The sequence below is a fragment of the Arthrobacter sp. TmtSoilC51 genome (assembly GCF_055388015.1).
In genome coordinates, this window is record NZ_AP035877.1 from 2,333,024 (window position 1) to 2,351,040 (window position 18,017).

An 18,017-nucleotide genomic window follows, 5' to 3' on the forward strand; every position below is an offset into this window, starting at 1 on the left:
GTGACCGCAGACACAACTCTGCGCCTAATCAATGCAGGTCCCTTGACCACAATTCAAGATCTCGGCCGAACGGGGTACGCCCACTATGGCGTAACAACCTCGGGAGCCCTCGATCAAGAAAGCTTCGCCATGGCTAACCGGCTTGTCGGAAACGGCGCCGACCGTCCCGCCCTGGAGCTGACGTTGGGAGGTCTTACCGGAACCCTCAATCAGGGTCGATGGGCATCGGTCACTGGCGCGCCGGCCCCGGTGACCGTAGCCGGACGCAGTGTTCCTGATCCCTATCTGTTTTGGATTCCCGCTGATGCGGTCTTCAAGATAGGCACGCCAGCGGTTGGCCTCCGCAGCTATCTGGCCATCTGTGGCGGCATAGTTGTCGAACCTGTACTTGGTTCGTGTTCAACTGACACGCTCTCAGGAATTGGCCCATCAGTGGTTCAGGATGGGTCCCATCTACGAATCGGCCCGGCGGAGACCCCGACCTGGGACACAGATTCAGTATTCAGCCGAGTCCCCATTGGAATCGCAAGGATCCGATTCCGTTGGGGCCCGCGTGACGAACTGTTCACTGCAGAGGACAAGAAGACTCTGGTTGGCTCGCCGTGGACCGTGTCGTCAGAGACGAATCGGGTGGGCACCCGCCTGACTGGTCAGCGAATCCTTACCCAGCTTGGATCTCTTCCGAGCGAAGGTACTGCCTTGGGTTCCATACAGATACCACCTTCCGGTGAGCCCATCGTGTTCATGGCTGACCGTCCGGTGACTGGCGGTTATCCCGTCATAGGTGTCGTGACTGAAGCCGATCTCGGCATCATCGCGCAAGCAAGACCGGGCAGCAAGCTGGCCCTCATCCCGGCCTAAGATCCCGGAAAATCCCAACGAAACAACAACAGGGAAAGCCGCCGCCAGGCGTTGTTCACGCCAATGAAATCCCGCCTTGGCGGCGGCTTCCCCATCCGCACTCATTTTTCGCAGCGTTCAGCTGCCTCAACCCCTTTGAGGTTTCCATGAGTACACATACAAGCATGACAGCCGCCAAGACCCATTCGACACCACGGCGGGCCGCTATCGCCGCAATGGTTGGAACGGCTATCGAGTACTACGAATTCGGCGTTTACGGTTATCTTGCCGTAATCATCAGTCCCTTGTTCTTCCCAAGCGAGGATCCAGCAACAGCCTTGCTCTCTACGTTGGCAGTCTTCGGCAGCGCCTTTGTTATCCGGCCATTGGGAGGAATCATCCTCGGCCGGCTCGGAGACCTATTCGGTCGCCGTATCGTGCTTCTGATCACCGTGATCGGGATGGGGTCGGCGACGGCCGCGACCGGTCTGTTGCCCACGCACGAAACGGCGGGTTTGTGGGCGCCCGTATTGCTCCTCATCATCCGCTTGTTCCAAGGCTTCTTCGCTGGTGGTGAAGTTACCGGCGCTGCGACCTATGTTGCGGAGTCGGCTCCTAACGGCCGCCGCGGCTTCTGGGGTGGCTTCACACCCATGGGTGTCGCAATTGGTGGCGCCGCTGCGGCGACCGTGGCAGGAGTCTGCTCCGGTTTACTGGGTAACGAACAAATGAGCGAGTTCGGTTGGCGCATTCCCTTTCTGATGTCCATACCCCTGGTGATCCTTTCAGTTGTGATCCGCCGCAAGATTACCGAGGCACATGCATTTGAGCAGTTGCAGGAAAAGAACGAACTGCCCAAATCTCCCCTCAAGACAGTGGTCACCAAACATTGGAAGAACGTGCTTCGCGTGATCCTGGTTTCGTTTGGACAGAATGTGGGCTACTGGGTGGGGTTCATCTTCATGAACATCTACATGACGCAGTACGTGAAGCTGGACCGCACCACCGTGTACTGGACGATGGCGTGCATCGGGATTGCAGTCGCGGTCATGATGCCGTTTTGGGGTGGTCTCTCTGACCGAATTGGTCGTCGGAAAGTCCTCGCTATTGGCTTCTTTGGGTACCTGATTCTCGTAGTACCGATGATGTTGATCATGGGCTCCGGGAATGTACCCTTGGCAATCGCCGCAATGGTCGTTCTTGCCCTTCCGATGCCGATCGTGCAATCCGTTGGCTATCCGACCTACACGGAGCAATTCCCCACCCAGGTCCGTTACACAGGAATCTCACTTAGCTTCAACATCGGAACGATTCTGGGCGGTGGGCTCACCCCGCTTCTCGCAACTTCTTTGATCGCCTCAACGGGCAACCTGCTTGCCCCGGGATTTATCCTGATCGGCGCATGCGCCGTCGCCCTTATCACCCTGATCTGGATCCGCGAGACGTCCAAGGACGACCTCTAAGATGATCACGTCCCCGGCCCAACTTCGAGACGAGATCAGGGCGGCTAACTGGACAGGACCGACGGCAGGCATGCTCAGGGGTTACCAGCAGGCAAACTTTGTGGCAGTGCCTGAAGCGCACGCCTTCGACTTCCTCCTCTTCTGTGTTCGCAATCCTCAAGTATGTCCGGTCATAGCAGTGACCGCCCATGGAGACCCTTGGGTCAATTTGGACAGTGGAACAGCGGATGTGCGCACGGACATACCACGCTACCGGGTATGGAAAAGCGGAGAACTCGTCGAGGAGCCGGTTGAAGTTTCGAAGTACTGGACCTGGGACATGGTGGGATTCCTGCTGGGATGTTCACATACCTTCGAAGGCCCTTTAGCCGATGCCGGATACACAGTTCGCCAGCACGCCAGCCCGGCACCCCCTGTCTACGTAACGAACCGGCAGACTGTATCGGCGGGAAAGATTCACGGACCTTTGGCTGTAAGCATGCGATCGTTCCCTGCCGGCCAAGTGGCCGGGATCGTGAAACTCACCGCCCGCTATCCCACCGGTCATGGGTCACCAATCCACATTGGTGACCCATCCGGCCTTGGGATCACGGACCTTTTGACGCCCGATTTTGGTCCCACACCCGAAATTCCCGACGGCGAAGTCCCGATGTTCTGGGCATGTGGTGTCACTCCCCAACTCGTGTTGCCGACGCTGGGAATGCACACTCTCATAACCCACTATCCAGGACACATGTTCGTCTTCGATAACAAGCCCGTCCCAGAGCACTAGCCCGTCCCTCAGCACTAGGAATCAGTCATGAAGAGAATCAGCAACGTCACCGGCAAGATTCAGCCCACAAAAAAGCCATCCAATAGCCGTTGCTCAACCGGGTCGCATTACCCGGTTACCGGTGTATGGGAGGACCGCTTCGGAATCCTTCGATTCATCGCAGAGGGCGCTATCTTCCCTTCAACCGATTCAGGACCCTCGGTGTGGACGTTGCGCGCTGATCGCACTTCGCAAGACTGAACCGAAACGACGGTGCAGCCCCGCCACGTCCGCCAAGAGCGGCGGATACGGCGGGGCTGTCCCTCCGCGCTGTTTACACTGCGGTGAGTTCCAGCAGCACTGCGTGTTCCGGATTGAGGGCGGGCATGGGCAACCCAACCTTGGCCAGGAACCGCCCGGTTGCTACCGCGCCTTCCGCCAGCCACGCCGGAGGCCGGACCTGGGTAAACGTGTGCGAATAGTCCGCGTCACCCGAAGCCGGGAAGATGGCCTTCACGCGGTATTCCCTGGTCAGCTCCAACCCCGGGATGGAGATCCGGCCCGGCTGTTCGGCGGCCGCGGTGCGTGTACTGACCAGGGCGAAGAGCCCCGCCGTCGTACCCTGCGCGCCGCCGGTGGGCGCCACGACGCCGTGCAGCATCAGCGACTCATCCGGCACATCCGCCCGAACCATTCGTCCACTGTGTAGAAGACCGCGGTGTTCCTTGTAGAGGCCGATGAAGCGCTTGAGTTCCTCGCGCTCAGCACCGATGACAGTCCGGACATCCCACTCCATCCCAAAGTGACCGAACAGGGCCGTGATGGCTCGGAATGAGAGGTCGTGCGTGCGGGCGGTGGTGTGTGACGTCGTGGGCCCAATGTGGGCGCCAACCAACTCCGGCGGAACAACCATTCCGGTCCAGCGCTGGATGGTCTGACGCTCCAAGGCGTCGTTGCAGTCCGAGCCCCAGATTCGGTCCGTACGCTCCAGGATTCCGAGGTCAACGCGGGCACCGCCCGAGGAACAGCTCTCAATTTCGACGCCGGGATGGGCCTTGCGGAGTTCGTCGAATAGACGATAAGCGGCGAGGGTCTGTTCGTGGACGGAGGAGCGTCCGGCATGCCCGTGTTCCAGCAGGTCGCGGTTCTGGTCCCACTTGAGGTAACTGATCTTGTTGTCCCTCAGGAGGGCGTCCATCCGATCGTAGATGTACTGCCACGCCGCCGGGTTGACGAGGTCGATGACGTGCTGTTGCCTCCATTCAAGCGGCAGGCGCCCGCCGTCCTTGTAGCTTTGGGAGGATGGGCCGACAATCCATTCGGGGTGCGCACGGACAATATCGGAGTCGAGGTTGACCATTTCCGGTTCCACCCAGAGGCCGAACTCCATGCCACTGGACGTCACCGCATTAATCAGCGGCGTAAGGCCTTCGGGCCAGAGTGATTCGTCGACGTACCAGTCGCCCAGGCCGGCGCGGTCGTCACGGCGTCCGCGGAACCAGCCGTCGTCGAGTACGAAACGCTCGACACCAAGCTCCGCAGCTGACTCAGCCAGTTCCACCAGGGTGGCAAGATCGTGGTCGAAGTAGACAGCTTCCCAGACGTTCAGCACTACCGGCCGGGCCTTACCTTCGGGGAGACCGGTTGTAGTGTCGGGTAAAACGTGATGGGGGCGGGACCGGAACCAGCTGTAGAAAGCCTCGCTGATGCCGTCCAGGCCGCGGTCCGAGTACGCAGCGAAGAGCGCCGGCGTGGTGTAGCTGGCGTCTGGTGCGAGGACGACCTCGGCAGGGCCCAAGAGCTCGGAGCCGCCAATCATGGTGCGTCCGTCGCCAATGCTGTCTGCGAACTGCTCGTGATTGCCGCTCCAGGCCAGGTGCGTGGCCCATACCTTGCCGTGACGGTTGCCAAAGCCCGCGGTACCCGCGGCGAAGAGCAGCGAGGCGTCGTGCCCTGTTCGGCCGTGCCGGCCAGTGCGGACCCACGTCCCTTGGTGGATGGCTCGCCGTTGTGGGTGCCGTTCGCGGCACCAGCGGCCTGTGAGGTCCAGGAGTTCGACGGCGTCCGGCGCCACCGGGAGCATCGTCGCCAACTCATCCAGCTGGAATGGCGACATGCCATTGTTGGTGGCGGTGTGCTTCAGTTCGAGAAGTCCGCCCGGGTGCAAGGTGAGGTTGCTGGTCACGGTGATACCGGCGTCGGGATCGGATTGAATGACGACGGCGGTGGTTCCGTCCGTCGTCGCACTCACCACGCGAAGGCACACTGAGAAATCAAAGCCGGGTACGCCGTCGGTGACGCGGTGGCCGCGAAGGCCGGGACGTCCCCGCCAGCCTGCTGAAGCCTGGGGCAGGAGTCCAGTGCGTACGGGGATGTCAAGAGACGACGGCGGAATAGCCGCTGTGAGGATGGCGAGGTCCGGCAGGGTGGTGCCAAGATCTGCGCCCCAGTGAATGACCTCGGCTTCCTGGTTGTCGATGCTGATGACCAAGCTGGTGCCGGAGGATCGGAGGTGGAGGGCTTCCACGGTGATGTCCTTTCATAAGGGGGAACGTAAGGCATGGGGTGAGCGTGGCTGCGACTCGGACGTTTACTTGAAGAGAGCGTTGACCTTTTCGTTGGTCTCGCTCAGGTTGCTTGCGTCCTTCTTGCCGGACACCACTGCGTCCATGGCGGGGCCCATGAGGCCTTCGACCTTCGCCGCATTGTCGGTGATGGGGAAGAGGAATGTGGTTCCGTCCGTCACCTGCGTGGTGAAGGCGCTGACGTCGATACCTTTGGCTTTGAAGGCTTCGGCGGCTTTTTCGGAGGAGGACTTGACGGCTGGGAAGACGACGGCCTTGGAGGCCACGACATCTTGGCAAGCGCTGGAGGCGAGGTATTCGACCCACTTGATGGACGCGGCTGGGTTCTTGGCGCCGGCCCAGACGGAGTCGGCCAGACCGTTGAACATGCTGGCACGCTTGCCGTCGGGTCCCTTGGGGGTGGGTGCGATTCCGGTTTCAATGCCTTTGTAGCTGGTGTACTGGCCGATCATCCAGGAACCCTGGGTGTTGATGGCAGCCTTGCCGGCGCCGAAGGCATCAGAAACGCTGGCGCCAACGGTGGTTTCAAGCTTGGGCATGTAGCCCTTGTCCGCGAGGCCCGCCCACCACTTGATGGTGTCCTGGAAGCGCGAGTCGTCGTAGTTGAATTTGGTGCCCCACGGGTTCTTGTCCGTGTGGGTCCACCCGGTGGTGCCGGTGAGGAAGCTCCACTGGGTCTGGCCCTGGCCGGTACCTGAGCTCTCCAGGCCGAGCCCATAGGTGGCTACGTTGTTCTTGTCGAACCCTGCTTCGTCTCCGCGCTTGCCGTTCTTGTCCAGGGTCAGGTGTGCGATGGCTTTTTCGTAGCTGCCACCGTCCTTGGGGTTCCAATCGAGGTTGGCCATCTGTTCCGGGGTGATCCCGGCTGCGTCGGTCATGGCTTTGTTGTAGAACATGGCTACGGTGTCCCAGTCCTTGGGCAGCCCGTAGCGTTTGCCGTCCTGGCCCACCCAAAGGTCAGCGAGGCCCTCGTTGTAGACGTCCAGCTTTATGCCGTCTTTCTTGACGGCGTCGTCGAGGGCCAGAAGTTGCTTCTTGTCGGCAAACTCGGGGTACTTGGACAGGTGGTTGGCGAAGACGTCCGGGGCGTTTCCGGCCACAAAGCCGTTAGTCAGGGTGGTCCAGTAGTCCCCGTATCCGCGCTGGGTGATTTTGACTTTGATGTCCGGGTTGATTTTGGTGAAGTCCGACGCACATTGCTGGTAAGCGGGGAGCTGATTGGCATCCCACAGCCAGTAGTTGATGTCGCCTTTGGCCTCACCTGCGGTGGTGGAGGACCCGCCATTGCACGCGGCGAGCGAGATGGCGATGGCTGCGGCGGCAGCGACGGTACCAAGAGTTCTTTTCATGATGGACCTTTCGAAGAGGGCATGAGGATGCCCGGGGCGGAATGGGAGTGACGTAAAGCGGTTGGGATCAGCGAGCTATTTGATGCCGGAGAATCCGATGGAATTGACTACCTTCTTGCCGAAGGCGAGGAACAGGATGAGGATGGGCACTGCCGCAACGATGGTGGCGGCCATGAGGCCTGACCAGTCCGGGGCCCCCTGGGGGGACTGGGATTTGAAGACGCTGAGTCCCACGGTGAGCACGCGGATGCTTTCATCGTTGCCCACCAGCAGGGGCCAGAAGTATTCGTTCCACTGGCCGATGAAGGTCAGCAGCGCCAGGGTGGCGATGGGGGCGGCGGCGTTGGGAAGGACAATCTGGAAGAAGATGCGCAGGTGCTTGGCGCCGTCGAGCATTGCCGCTTCCTCAACCTCGCGGGACATGCTCAGGAAGAACTGGCGCAGGAAGAAGATGGCGAAAGCAGACATGAAGAGGAACGGCAGTGTCATACCGGCGAACGTATTCAGCAGCCCGAGGTTCTTGATCATGAGGAAGTTGGGCAGCGCTGTGAAGATCCCGGGGATCATCATGGTGGCCAGGAACACCGAGAAGACCTTCTCGCGTCCCGGCCAGCGCAGGCGGGCAAAGGCGTAGGCGGCCAGAGCGCTGAAAAAGACCTGCGCTGCAGTAGTCACGGTGGAGAAGAGTATCGAGTTGCGCAAGTACAGCCAGAAGTCGATCGCTGCACCGGAGCCTCCATCAGCGATGGCTTCCTCCGTGGTCTGCATTCCAAAGACACGCTTGAAGGCGCCCCAGGAGAAGTCTGCAGGCAGGAGGCTCCCAGAGTTGGACGCCAAGGAGTGGTTGCTGGAGAGTGCGGTGCGCAGCATCCAGAGGAACGGGAAAATGGTGATGACAAGCGCGACGACGATGGCAATCCAAGCGCCGATACGGCGCCAATTGAGTGCTTTGCGGACCTTGAGTGTTTGAGTAGTCATGGCTTGGGTTCCTTAGTCCAGATCTGATTCGTTGCCCTTGAGGAACTTCATCTGGAGGAAGGCCACAAGTGCGAGGATCACGAAGAGAATGACGGACAAGGCGGAGGCGTAGCCGAAGTCCGATTCGCCGAAGGCTTTTTGGTAGATGTACATCTGGATGACACGGGTGGCATTGACTGGACCGCCCCCAGTGGTAACCGCGACGGTGTCGAAGACCTGGAATGATCCGATGACGGTGACCACAAGGACCAGTGCCAAGACCGGGCGCAAAAGTGGCATGGTGATGCTCCAGAAGGTCTTGGAGGGGGAGGCGCCGTCCAAGGAAGCCACCTCGTAGACATGGTGGGGGATGGCCTGGAGCCCGGCGAAGATGAGCAGTGCGGTGTAGCCCATGTGCCGCCAGACGTTGACGAAGGCGATGGTGGGAATGGCCCATTGCTCACTGCCGAAGAAGGCAACCCGGGGGAGGCCCATCCAGCTGATGATTTCGTTGACGATGCCGATTTGATAGTCGAGCATCCAGAACCAGAGGAGGGCGACAATGACGTTGGCCACCAGGAACGGCAGCAGCAGCGCCCCGCGGATGAACGTGGATTTGGCGACCCGATGCATCAGTAAGGCCAAGCCCAGGGCGATCACGGTCTGAAAGACAATGTTGAGGGCGACGTACTGGAGGGTGACGCCCATGGCGTTCCAGAAGAGTTCATCCTTGAAGATCGCGGTGTAGTTGTCCACCCCGACCCACGTGGGCTCGCCCAGGATGCTGTATTCGGTGAAGCTCAGGTAGATGCCGCGGATGGTGGGGACGAGTGAAAAGGCAACCAGGCCGATCATCGCCGGAAGTATAAACAGCAGTGCGACCTTCGTGTCAGGTAGTTTGACCTTCCGGTGGCCCGGACTTGAACGCTGCGGCATCTTTGGCGGTGCGGTGGGTGGGTGTTTGCTGATGGTGGTCATCTTCGATCCCTCTCCTGTGAGGCAGGCAACAATTGACGGCTACTCTACGCGCGTAGTTTTGAATATGGCAACACTTTGCGGGAAACGGTGAGCTTTACGAGCTGACTTTGTGGTCAAGATTGACGCGCGTAGAAATTCTCCCCATACTTCTAGTCATGACTTCTTCAATTGGAATCGTTGGTGCCGGACAGTTCTCGGGCGTCTTTGCCAAGCTCTTCGCCGCCCACCCCGGAATCTCAGAGATCTACTTCACCGACCTCGTCGCCGAGCGTGCGGAGGCCCAAAGCCTCAGCGCAGGTGCGGCAGGGACATTCGACAGCTTTGAGCAAATGCTTGAAAGTGATGTCGATGCCGTCGCAATCTTCACCCAGCGCTGGACCCACGGCCCTCTGGTGGTCCAGGCGCTGCGGGCTGGCAAGCATGTCTATTCCGCCGTGCCGATGGCCATATCCGAAGCGGAGATCGCAGAAATCATCGAAGCGGTTCGGGAGACCGGGCTGACGTACATGATGGGTGAGACCAGCTACTACAACCCGGCAACCGTTTTTGCCCGCAACAAGAACGCCGAGGGCGCCTTCGGGCGGATCTTCTACGCCGAAGGCGACTACGTCCACGACATGGACCTCGGCTTCTACGACGCGTACCAGTTCAGCGGCGGAGAAAACTGGAAGACCACAGCCAGCTACCCGCCCATGCTCTACCCGACCCACTCCGTGGGAGGAGTGCTCGGAGCAACCGGCGGCCACGCCGTGAGTGTCAGCTGCGTCGGGGTCCGGGACGAGCGCGGAGATGGCGTCTTTGACCGCGAGGTAAGCATGTTTGGCAACGACTTCTCCAACGCCAGCGCCTTGTTCGAACTCGACGGCGGCGGGTCCATGCGCATCAACGAGTTCCGCAGGGTGGGGTACCCGTCCCACCTGCGTGAGAGCCGCTTCCGCTACTTCGGTACAGAGGCAAGCATGGAACAGCTCGCCCTGGTCAGCGTCTGGCAGGACAAGCATGAAGTGACCGACATTAGTGACCAGTTGAAGACCCAGGCCACCATGGATCCTGATGACCCCATGCTGGCCGATGTGTCGCCCGCACTACGCGATGCCTTTATCTCCGGCATGGCGCCCGTGCACGACGCCGAACGGCTGCCAGCAGAGTTCCGCGGCATGCCCAACGGCCACGAGGGCAGCCACCACTTCCTCGTTGATGACTTCGTCACCGCCATCAATACCGGCACTCTCCCTCCGGTCAACGCTTGGGAAGCGGCCCGCTACACGTTGCCCGGCATCGTGGCGCACCAATCGGCCCTCCGCGGTGGTGAGCGACTGCCCGTGCCCGACTTCGGCGAAGCCCCCGCAGAGCTGCCCAACCCGGTACTCCGCGAATCCGCCTAGTGAAAGACAGCTAGCATGGTTGCCATGCCGCACCCGACACCACAGGCCAAGCCCATCACGCGCGACGACGTCGCCAGGATGGCGGGGGTCAGCAGCGCCGTCGTCAGTTATGTAGTCAACGGTGGGCCCAGAGCAGTCTCGCCTGCGAATACAGCGAAGGTGCGGCAGGCAATCAGGGCGCTGGGCTATCGGCCCAACGCGGCAGCCAGAGCGCTCGCTTTGGGGTCCAGCGAGATGCTCGCCATGATCGTTCCCGACGCCATGAATCCGTTTTTCGCCATGCTCGCCCGCGCCGTTGAGAACGCCGCGGCCGAGCGTGGCTACACCCTCCTATTGGCGGATTCGCAGGCTTCCTTGCGAACAGAGCGCCGCCTGATAAAGAACTTCGCCGCACGAAGAGTGGATGGCCTGTTCCTGTGGAGTGAATTGTTGGAGCCCGATTTGATCGACCTCGAATTGGCCGATATTCCCGTTGTCCTCCTGAACCACGGCACCGACCTTGCGACGGCAGGCGATCCCGTCCGCATGAAACACACTGCGGAGGGGCACGGCGCAAACTCCGTGGGCGTGGCCTTCCAGGATGGTGCGCGCAGGGCGGTGGAGCATCTCATCGGCCACGGCCATGAACGCATTGGGCTCGTGATGGGCACCAATGCCGGTGGTGATCGGGACGCGCGCGAGGCTGGATGGCGCCAAGGTATCGAGAACGCTGGCCTCATCCCCGGCCCTGTCCTTCGGGTTCCGTTTACGCGCGAGGGTGGGTACTATGCCGGCCAGGAGCTGCTTGCCCGAATTGAGCGTCCCACCGCAGTCTTTGTCAGCTCCGACCAGCAGGCTGTTGCTCTATTGTGCGCACTTCACGAGGGCGGCGTTCGAGTGCCAGAGGATATCGCGGTCTTTTCCTTCGACGGCTCACCCGAATCTGAATACTCATGGCCGCGGCTTAGCACGGTGGCCCAGCCGGTTGCGGATATGGCCCGAGCCGCTCTGGACGCACTCCTGGAACCTCCCGCAGAGGAAGTCCAGACCAAGGTCTTCCCTGCGGAACTGATCTTGCGTGCCTCCTGCGGCTGTCACTGAGAAGTCATCCGGCACAAAGCGCATGGGAGCCCCCTTCCGGCTGATCCGTGGCCTGTCACGGTTCACCATGCTTTGGAAGGCTCTTCATGGCGGAATTGATATCGTCTCCAACTCTGAGGGGTTGGCCGGCAAAGATACCCTCGTGCGCCAACACTGGCCGATTATCTCCAGCAAGTTCGGCATAGTGATCTTCGAGTTTTTCCCGTTTCTCAATGCTTCGTTGCCATGCGCGGACAGTGTCCGGGTCTCCACCGTTAACCTGTTGCCAGCTGCGGGGGCGGTCTTCTTTTGATGGCCCGGGATCGACTCGGCCACTCAGGCCTACGCGCGGAGGTCTCCTCTTCGCGGCGGAAGAACACATGGGGCAAGTGGGGTCATCGGCAAACATCGAAATGAGGCCTGCTTCGAAATCGTGTCCCTGGACGCAACGGAAGTCGTAGAGAATCACTGGTAGTGCCCCTGATGCGCCCACCGAATCTGGCTCGTTTGCTCGGACTCGTGTCCGAAAATCATCTCGGCGTTCGTCCGCTCTTGGATCCGCCGAAGTTTCTCTACTGATTCAAGCCAGAGGAGGTTGTTCCAGACAACGGCGGCACCTACGGCTGGTGGGCCGAATGAGTCCCGCAAGTAGACTGCGTCCGAGGTGAAGATCTTGGTTCCGTCGTCCGGGAGGTCGACCTGAAGAGACATGGTTCCCCAGGTGTGGCCGGGGGTGTCTATGACAGAAACCCCGGGAACAATTTCGGTGTCGCCTTCGATGGCATCGATCTTCAGACCTTCAAAGTCCGCTTTTAGATGCCCACCCAGGTGCGAGCCCATTATTTCCTGCACCCCCTCGAGTTCCTTGCGGTTGGCGACGATCTTGGTCTTGCCGTTGTCGAATAGTCGCGCGTTACCCGCGTGGTCAAGATGCAGGTGGGAAAGTATGAGCAGGTCTATATCGGCGGGCTCCAGACCCACTTGGGCAAGAGAAGAGTCCAGGAATCCGGATTCACTCGATGATTCAGTCTTGACTGGGAAGTAGTTATCCATGCCGCTCTCTTGCCAGCGGGAACTCCAATCCCGGGGGACGCCCGTGTCCCAAAGAATTCGACCCTCGGGATGCTCAATCAAGACTGCATGGGTTGGAATCTCGCCCCACTCACGCCGTCGTTCTCTATTGTTGCGGTCCGCAATGATCCTTCCCGGCTTCAACAGCAGCCAGGCCATGTCTGCTTCCATGACCCCGGTCTCAAGTACACGGACCTTCAGCTGATCCTTCTCCATGCCACTCCATTCCCAACACTCAAGGTGTACAGCGATCGATCGCCATACTGTCAGACGATCGGCCAATCCTCAAGGCTGAGGGACTCCCAAAATGCTATTGCGCGTGACCGGCCTCACACCTATACTCATGGAACCACTCGTTATGATTGTCATACATTCGTTCTTCATACAAACGAGTTGGCGCGTATCCGTCGCCGGCTGACGTGTAGTGGTTGTCAGCCAACATCTAAGGAGTTCAGAATGGTCAAAGAAGACCACGATTGTGTTTCTCCTCCCAACAGAGGGAAGAAACTGGCCATGCGTACGGGAGCAGCTTTTGCCCTGGCTTCGGTCTTGGCGCTCACTGCCTGTGGCGGCGGTAATGACTTCGGTCCGGCAGGTGGTTCGGGGGCTGCAACGTCTTCCGAGTCTGCACTGTCATCCCTTCCAGCTGATGCGCAGACCGCCTACGAGAATGCTGATGCGTTGATCGGAACAACGCCCTACGGCGAGGGGTGGCAGCCCAAGGGGCCGGCACCCTGGACCATTGGCTATACGAGTCCGTACGCAGGAAATTCCTGGCAGACAACGGCAATGGACCACCTGATGAAAGATGTGGTCCCGCGGTACCAGAAGGCTGGCTTGATCAAAGAGGTGATTGTTGCCCAGTCAGGTGGCGACGACACCGTGCAGAACCAGCAGATCCGGCAACTCGTTGACCAAGGAGCCGACATTTTGATCGCCTGCTGCTCAGCAAAAACTGCCCTCAACCAGTCAATTGAGTACGCCCACGAAAAAGGTGTTCCTTTCGTTGCCTGGAGCGGGCACGTGGATTCGCCTTACGCCGTCAGCGCCGTGACCAACTACCGTCAAGCCGGAAGCGTCTTTGCTAAGTCGGTCTTCGACAAGATCGGCGGCAAAGGCAACGTTCTGGACGTCCAAGGCGTTCCAGGAGCCACCAATGCCATCGATTTCGAAGCCGGGGTTCAGGATGCACTGAAGCAGTACCCCGACATCAAGCTCGTTGGATCCGTCAACGGCATGTGGTCTGCGCCTGTGACGAAAACCGAGGTGCAGAAGTTTCTCGCTACCCATCCCGGCCAGCTTGATGGCATCGTCGCGCAGCCTGCCTCAGCTACGGGCGCCTTGCAGGCGCTTCAGCAGTCCGGCCGGCCTGTGGTGCCGATCAATATCGGTGGAGAAACGGGCGCTGCATGCTATTGGGTGAACCATCCGGAATTCGCGGACACTGGCTACAACATTTGGCCGCCTAAGGGTGAAATGGAACTTGGCATCGAGACAGCGGTACGCATCCTTCAGCAGCAGGGGCCTAAGATCCAATCCATCGTGCTCAGTGTGTCTCCCATAAGCTACGACGAAGCCAAGGAGGCGCTTGGGTCGAGCTGTGACGCCAACGCCGACGGCTGGCTGGAGCCCAAGGGCGGCTGGCTTACAGGAACCAAGCTTGACTCTTTCTTCGAGAAGCCAAGTGATCCTTTTGCTTGGAAGAAGCCGTAGAAGTCGGGCATTCTCCGCTCCCGAGGTCACCGATCACCGGAAGCGGTAGTCAACAAAACAACAAACCCAAGAAGCTGTCAGATGCGCTGACAGACATCAAAGATGATGGATGGAGAATACGGGAAATGTCTGAGTATGATCTGGTCGTAATTGGTAGCGGTTTTGCTGGGGCCTCCGCGGCTCTGAGCTACTGCGAAAAAGCAGCCGACGAAGGTCGGTCCGGCCGTGTAGCAGTGGTCGAGGTCGGGGCAGAAGACGAACGGTCCGGAGGATCACGCTGGACCATGGCTTGGCTGCGCGTCTACGAAGACGGCAGGCTCGACGAATCCTGGAAGGACCGAGTACAGGAGACGTCGAAGGGACTGGCTGACTTGGAATACTGCCTGGCACTCGAGCGCGAAGTCCCCGGAACCATCAAGTATCTGGAAGCCCACGGGGTTGAGCTTTACCAGCACTGGGAAAACGATGTCGCTCTTGAATACGAAACGGACAAGAGCATCAAATGGCCGGTCGGAGGCGGCCTTCAAATCGTCAACAACCTCCTCGCGCATTTCAAGAAGTTCGATAATGCCGAAATTCTCTACGAGACCGAGGCAGTGAAGCTCAGCATCTCGGATGAAGGGCGTGTCAACGGCGTAGTAGTCCGCGGTAAGGATGGGCTTCTTCGAACGCTCAGTTCGAAGGCCGTGGTCATTGCATCGGGCGGGTTCGAAGGTAACCCCGAAATGCTGACGCAGTACCTTGGCAACAACGCCGTCGACATCAAGCCCATCGTTCCGGGCCTGCACCGCAATAAGGGTGCCGGTATCCGTATGGCCATGGACATCGGGGCCGACACGGCCGGACAGTTCGACATGTTCCACTCGGAGGTAGTCGACTCCCGGACCAGCCGCCCGGACTCTGTCATTTGGGGCCACAACTACGGCATCTGTGTCAACCAACAGGGCAAGCGCTTCTTCGACGAAGGCGAAGACTACCTGTTTGCGCACTTCGAACTGCTCGCCTACGAAGTCTGGAAAAACCAGAACCAGAAGGCCTACTTCATCACTGATAAGCCTGTCATGGAACGCATGCGTCCAGGCTGGGTCTACGAGACCACCGATATGGAGCCTGAGGAAGGCGCGACACTGGCTGAACTGGCGGGCAAGCTGGGTCTCAGCCCGGAAGCACTCGAAGCCACCGTTCAGGAATTCAACGCCGCCACCGCCGGGGGACCATTCCAGCCGGAAATCCTCGACGGGTTGAGCACGCAAGGTCTCGTCCCGCCAAAGTCCAACTGGGCGAATCGGATCGAATCCGGGCCATACTACGGATACCCGCTTGAGGCGAGGATCACGTTCACTTTTGGTGGGCTCAAGACAGACACCGAAGCGAGGGTCATCTCCGGCGGGGGAGTGCCAATCCCAGGCCTCTACGCAGCGGGCGAAATCACGGGATTGTTCTACCACGAGTACCCGCCGGCGACGTCGTCAATTCGCTCCATGACCTTTGGTCGAGTAGCAGGGGCAAACGCTGTGAGCTACCTGAACGAGCTTGAATCAGGCGACTCTTCCGCTGCGGGGCCGGCGACTCCACCCGCCAGCCGTGCTGCTGAGGCGGCAGACAGCCAAGGCTCAGACATCCCGGCAGTGCCGGAGTCCGAAGCTGCATCGAAGGCTGCTGAGGCGGCCGGAAGCAGGCGGTAGATGATGCAGGTGGCGGGCCTGCCGTGGGGTTACCCCGCTAAGTCCCCATACTGGGTCAAAACTAGATAACAGGAGTTGGCACGCCTCGTGAACGGGGCGTGCCATTCCCTATTGGAGGAAAGAATGAGTCAACCACGTGTCTTCGACATGCCGCGTATCGAACGAGTCATCGAGGGTGGTGGTGCTATCCAACAAATTCCCGCCGAACTGGAGCGGCGAGGACTCAAACGGGCCCTTCTCGTAGCAGGCAAGTCCATCAGCGCCACCGAACAATTCGATGATCTCGTCAGTGCGCTGGGGGCCAAAGCCGTAGCGGTTTACAGCAGGGTCGAGGCCCATAATCCGGTAGAGCGACTAGCTGAGCTTGTGGAGATTGCTCAGAACGCACATGCCGACGTCGTTATAGGCGTCGGCGGAGGGTCCGCTGTTGACGCGGCAAAGCTCACCGCCTTGGGAGTGGGGGAGGGAATTCATTTGGCGCAGGACTTCCTGCGCTACAGTATTTCCCACGGCCTGCCGGAGCTGCAGGGTGTCCCGCTTCCTGTCATCGCCGTGCCGACAACGCTATCGGCGGCAGAATGGAATGGCGTTGCCGCCTTTGTTGACGATGCCACCAACACCAAGGAACTCACCAGATACCTCGCCCTTACACCCAGGATTGTTGTGCTGGATCCGGAGCTGTGTGCCTTAACTCCCAGGAAATTGTGGATCACAACCGGTGTCAGGGCCATCGATCATGCGGTCGAAATTGCTTATGCCACGAATGCGCACCCGTTCACTACCGCGCTGTGCACTGCGGCTCTCCGCACCCTGGCCGAGGATCTTCCCCTGACGGCGTCTGACCCTCATAACTTTGAAGCGGCTCTGCGCTGTCAGCAGGCGGCCTGGATGTCGCTGGTCGGCGTTCACAACGTACCAGTGGGGCTATCCCATGCCATAGGCCACCAGTTGGGTGCGGCCGGCGTTCCTCACGGCGTAACGTCCTGCATAACACTGCCGCACGTTATGCGGTTCTATGCGGAAGCGACCGCAGGCCAACAGGCCATTATGGCCACCGTCTTGGCCGCGGCAAGAGGAGCAACTGAGGCAATGTCGGCTCCTGAGGAGCTCGAGCTTCTGTTCGCCAAGCTCGGCGTACCGAGGCAAATCCGTGAATTTGGTCTGAGCCCTGAGGCGCTGGAGAACGTTGTGCGTGCCACGATGGGCGAGGCGGAAGCCGTCATTCGTCAAGCACCGCGACCGGTATCTGCCGATGATGTAAGGGAGCTCTTACAGAAGGCCTATTAGCCGGCTGCGTGCAAAGTGGAGAACACGTGGTTCTCCTTCGTGCATCGCAATAGATGCCCAGGCTCGCAATCAGCAGTTCCCGTCGGTCGTCGCGACACCCAAATAATTGGGGCCGCGGCGACCGACCTCTTTAACGTTGACAGGAGGTTGCATAAGCTGGCACACGGCCAGACTGTCCGTTGGTTAGCCGGTTGCTTTGGCACGGTCCGCCGCAGCGCCAATCGACAATCGACTTGGGGCCTCATTGGGAATCGCGAAAGGGCACGCAAAAGCCCGGCGGGGTTCCCAGCCGAGCTTGAGCGTACTTTCGATCGATGGCGATCATGACATTGTGCGGGCCCTATATGGCCTTGATCTCGTCGACGTCGGCATCGGCGCCTGTGACTTCGTCGGCGTCGGCGTCGGCGGAGCGGGCAACTTCATTGAGCGTTTCCTGGACGACGCGCATCGCTGCGAGACCGGCAGGGGCGCCGCAATAGGCTGTGGCCTGGACTATTGACTCTACGATCTCGCTTGGTTGTAAACCGTTCCTTAGGCCACCCCGGACATGTACGGAAAGTTCGTGGTGCTGGTTGAGCGCGACCAGCATGCCGATATTGAGGAGGCTACGGCTTCGACGGTCCAGGCCGGGTCTCGTCCACACCGCACCCCACACTGTTTCGGTGATGTGGGTTTGCAGGGCTTCACTTTCGGTTCCGGCTGTGCGCTCGAGGGAACCAGTGACGTATGAATCCCCGAGGACCTCCCGGCGTACCTTGATTCCGGCATTCCATAGTTCGCTGTGTTCGTCTGCTTCATACTGGTTAGTCATTTCGGTCCTTCATGTATTCAGTCGTTCCCGGGTTGCGGCGCCAATGCCGGAGTTTCCCTGGGCAGACAGTTGAGGTGGATGTC

15 protein-coding genes are annotated in these 18,017 nt (G+C 59.9%); 9 read left to right on the forward strand and 6 right to left on the reverse strand.

Annotation, left to right across the window (positions count from 1 at the left end):
* Positions 1-42 precede the first annotated feature (42 nt).
* The 3 genes from ACZ5G6_RS10630 to ACZ5G6_RS10640 all read left to right on the forward strand — a co-directional run bounded on the left by ACZ5G6_RS10630 (position 43) and on the right by ACZ5G6_RS10640 (position 3,075).
* Entirely contained in the window at positions 43-861 is an 819-nt protein-coding gene (locus ACZ5G6_RS10630) for a 5-oxoprolinase subunit C family protein (RefSeq protein WP_498691368.1), read from the forward strand.
* Positions 862-1,007: 146 nt separating this feature from the next.
* Positions 1,008-2,303, forward strand: coding sequence for an MFS transporter (locus tag ACZ5G6_RS10635; RefSeq protein ID WP_498691370.1), 1,296 nt, complete (start codon positions 1,008-1,010; stop codon positions 2,301-2,303).
* 1 nt (position 2,304) lies between these two features.
* Entirely contained in the window at positions 2,305-3,075 is a 771-nt protein-coding gene (locus ACZ5G6_RS10640; RefSeq protein WP_498691372.1) for a D-glutamate cyclase family protein, read from the forward strand.
* 313 nt (positions 3,076-3,388) lie between these two features.
* On the opposite strand, the gene ACZ5G6_RS10645 is transcribed toward ACZ5G6_RS10640, so the two are convergent.
* From ACZ5G6_RS10645 to ACZ5G6_RS10660, 4 genes are all read right to left on the reverse strand, one after another.
* Positions 3,389-5,581 (reverse strand): alpha-galactosidase, encoded by a 2,193-nt coding sequence (locus ACZ5G6_RS10645; RefSeq protein WP_498691373.1) that lies wholly within the window; start codon positions 5,579-5,581, stop codon positions 3,389-3,391.
* Positions 5,582-5,644: 63 nt separating this feature from the next.
* The gene (locus ACZ5G6_RS10650; protein WP_498691375.1) at positions 5,645-6,988 is read right to left on the reverse strand and encodes an ABC transporter substrate-binding protein; all 1,344 of its coding nucleotides are present in this window, start codon (positions 6,986-6,988) and stop codon (positions 5,645-5,647) included.
* Positions 6,989-7,063: 75 nt separating this feature from the next.
* Positions 7,064-7,966: a carbohydrate ABC transporter permease gene (locus ACZ5G6_RS10655; RefSeq protein ID WP_039242831.1), complete on the reverse strand. Its 903-nt coding sequence runs from the start codon at positions 7,964-7,966 to the stop codon at positions 7,064-7,066.
* Between the two features lie 12 nt (positions 7,967-7,978).
* Entirely contained in the window at positions 7,979-8,923 is a 945-nt protein-coding gene (locus ACZ5G6_RS10660; RefSeq protein WP_498691378.1) for a carbohydrate ABC transporter permease, read from the reverse strand.
* 155 nt (positions 8,924-9,078) lie between these two features.
* On the opposite strand from ACZ5G6_RS10660, the gene ACZ5G6_RS10665 reads away from it, so the two are divergent.
* Genes ACZ5G6_RS10665 through ACZ5G6_RS10675 form a run of 3 tightly spaced genes read left to right on the forward strand, consistent with a single transcriptional unit; the run spans position 9,079 to position 11,680 of the window.
* The gene (locus ACZ5G6_RS10665; RefSeq protein WP_039242829.1) at positions 9,079-10,308 is read left to right on the forward strand and encodes a Gfo/Idh/MocA family protein; all 1,230 of its coding nucleotides are present in this window, start codon (positions 9,079-9,081) and stop codon (positions 10,306-10,308) included.
* 24 nt (positions 10,309-10,332) lie between these two features.
* Positions 10,333-11,388, forward strand: coding sequence for a LacI family DNA-binding transcriptional regulator (locus tag ACZ5G6_RS10670; protein ID WP_498691832.1), 1,056 nt, complete (start codon positions 10,333-10,335; stop codon positions 11,386-11,388).
* Between the two features lie 22 nt (positions 11,389-11,410).
* Positions 11,411-11,680: a hypothetical protein gene (locus ACZ5G6_RS10675; RefSeq protein WP_498691379.1), complete on the forward strand. Its 270-nt coding sequence runs from the start codon at positions 11,411-11,413 to the stop codon at positions 11,678-11,680.
* Positions 11,681-11,832: 152 nt separating this feature from the next.
* Here the strand turns inward: ACZ5G6_RS10675 and ahlD are convergent, their stop codons facing one another.
* Positions 11,833-12,654, reverse strand: coding sequence for an N-acyl homoserine lactonase AhlD (gene ahlD, locus ACZ5G6_RS10680; RefSeq protein WP_498691381.1), 822 nt, complete (start codon positions 12,652-12,654; stop codon positions 11,833-11,835).
* Positions 12,655-12,951: 297 nt separating this feature from the next.
* Between ahlD and ACZ5G6_RS10685 the strand changes: the two genes are divergently transcribed.
* The 3 genes from ACZ5G6_RS10685 (at position 12,952) to ACZ5G6_RS10695 (ending at position 17,123) form a co-directional block, all read left to right on the forward strand.
* Positions 12,952-14,151 (forward strand): ABC transporter substrate-binding protein, encoded by a 1,200-nt coding sequence (locus tag ACZ5G6_RS10685; RefSeq protein ID WP_498691384.1) that lies wholly within the window; start codon positions 12,952-12,954, stop codon positions 14,149-14,151.
* 125 nt (positions 14,152-14,276) lie between these two features.
* Entirely contained in the window at positions 14,277-15,836 is a 1,560-nt protein-coding gene (locus ACZ5G6_RS10690) for an FAD-binding protein (RefSeq protein WP_498691388.1), read from the forward strand.
* Positions 15,837-15,959: 123 nt separating this feature from the next.
* Entirely contained in the window at positions 15,960-17,123 is a 1,164-nt protein-coding gene (locus ACZ5G6_RS10695) for an iron-containing alcohol dehydrogenase (protein ID WP_498691390.1), read from the forward strand.
* Positions 17,124-17,463: 340 nt separating this feature from the next.
* Here ACZ5G6_RS10695 and ACZ5G6_RS10700 read toward each other — a convergent pair whose 3' ends face one another.
* Entirely contained in the window at positions 17,464-17,934 is a 471-nt protein-coding gene (locus ACZ5G6_RS10700; RefSeq protein WP_498691391.1) for a carboxymuconolactone decarboxylase family protein, read from the reverse strand.
* Positions 17,935-18,017 lie beyond the last annotated feature (83 nt).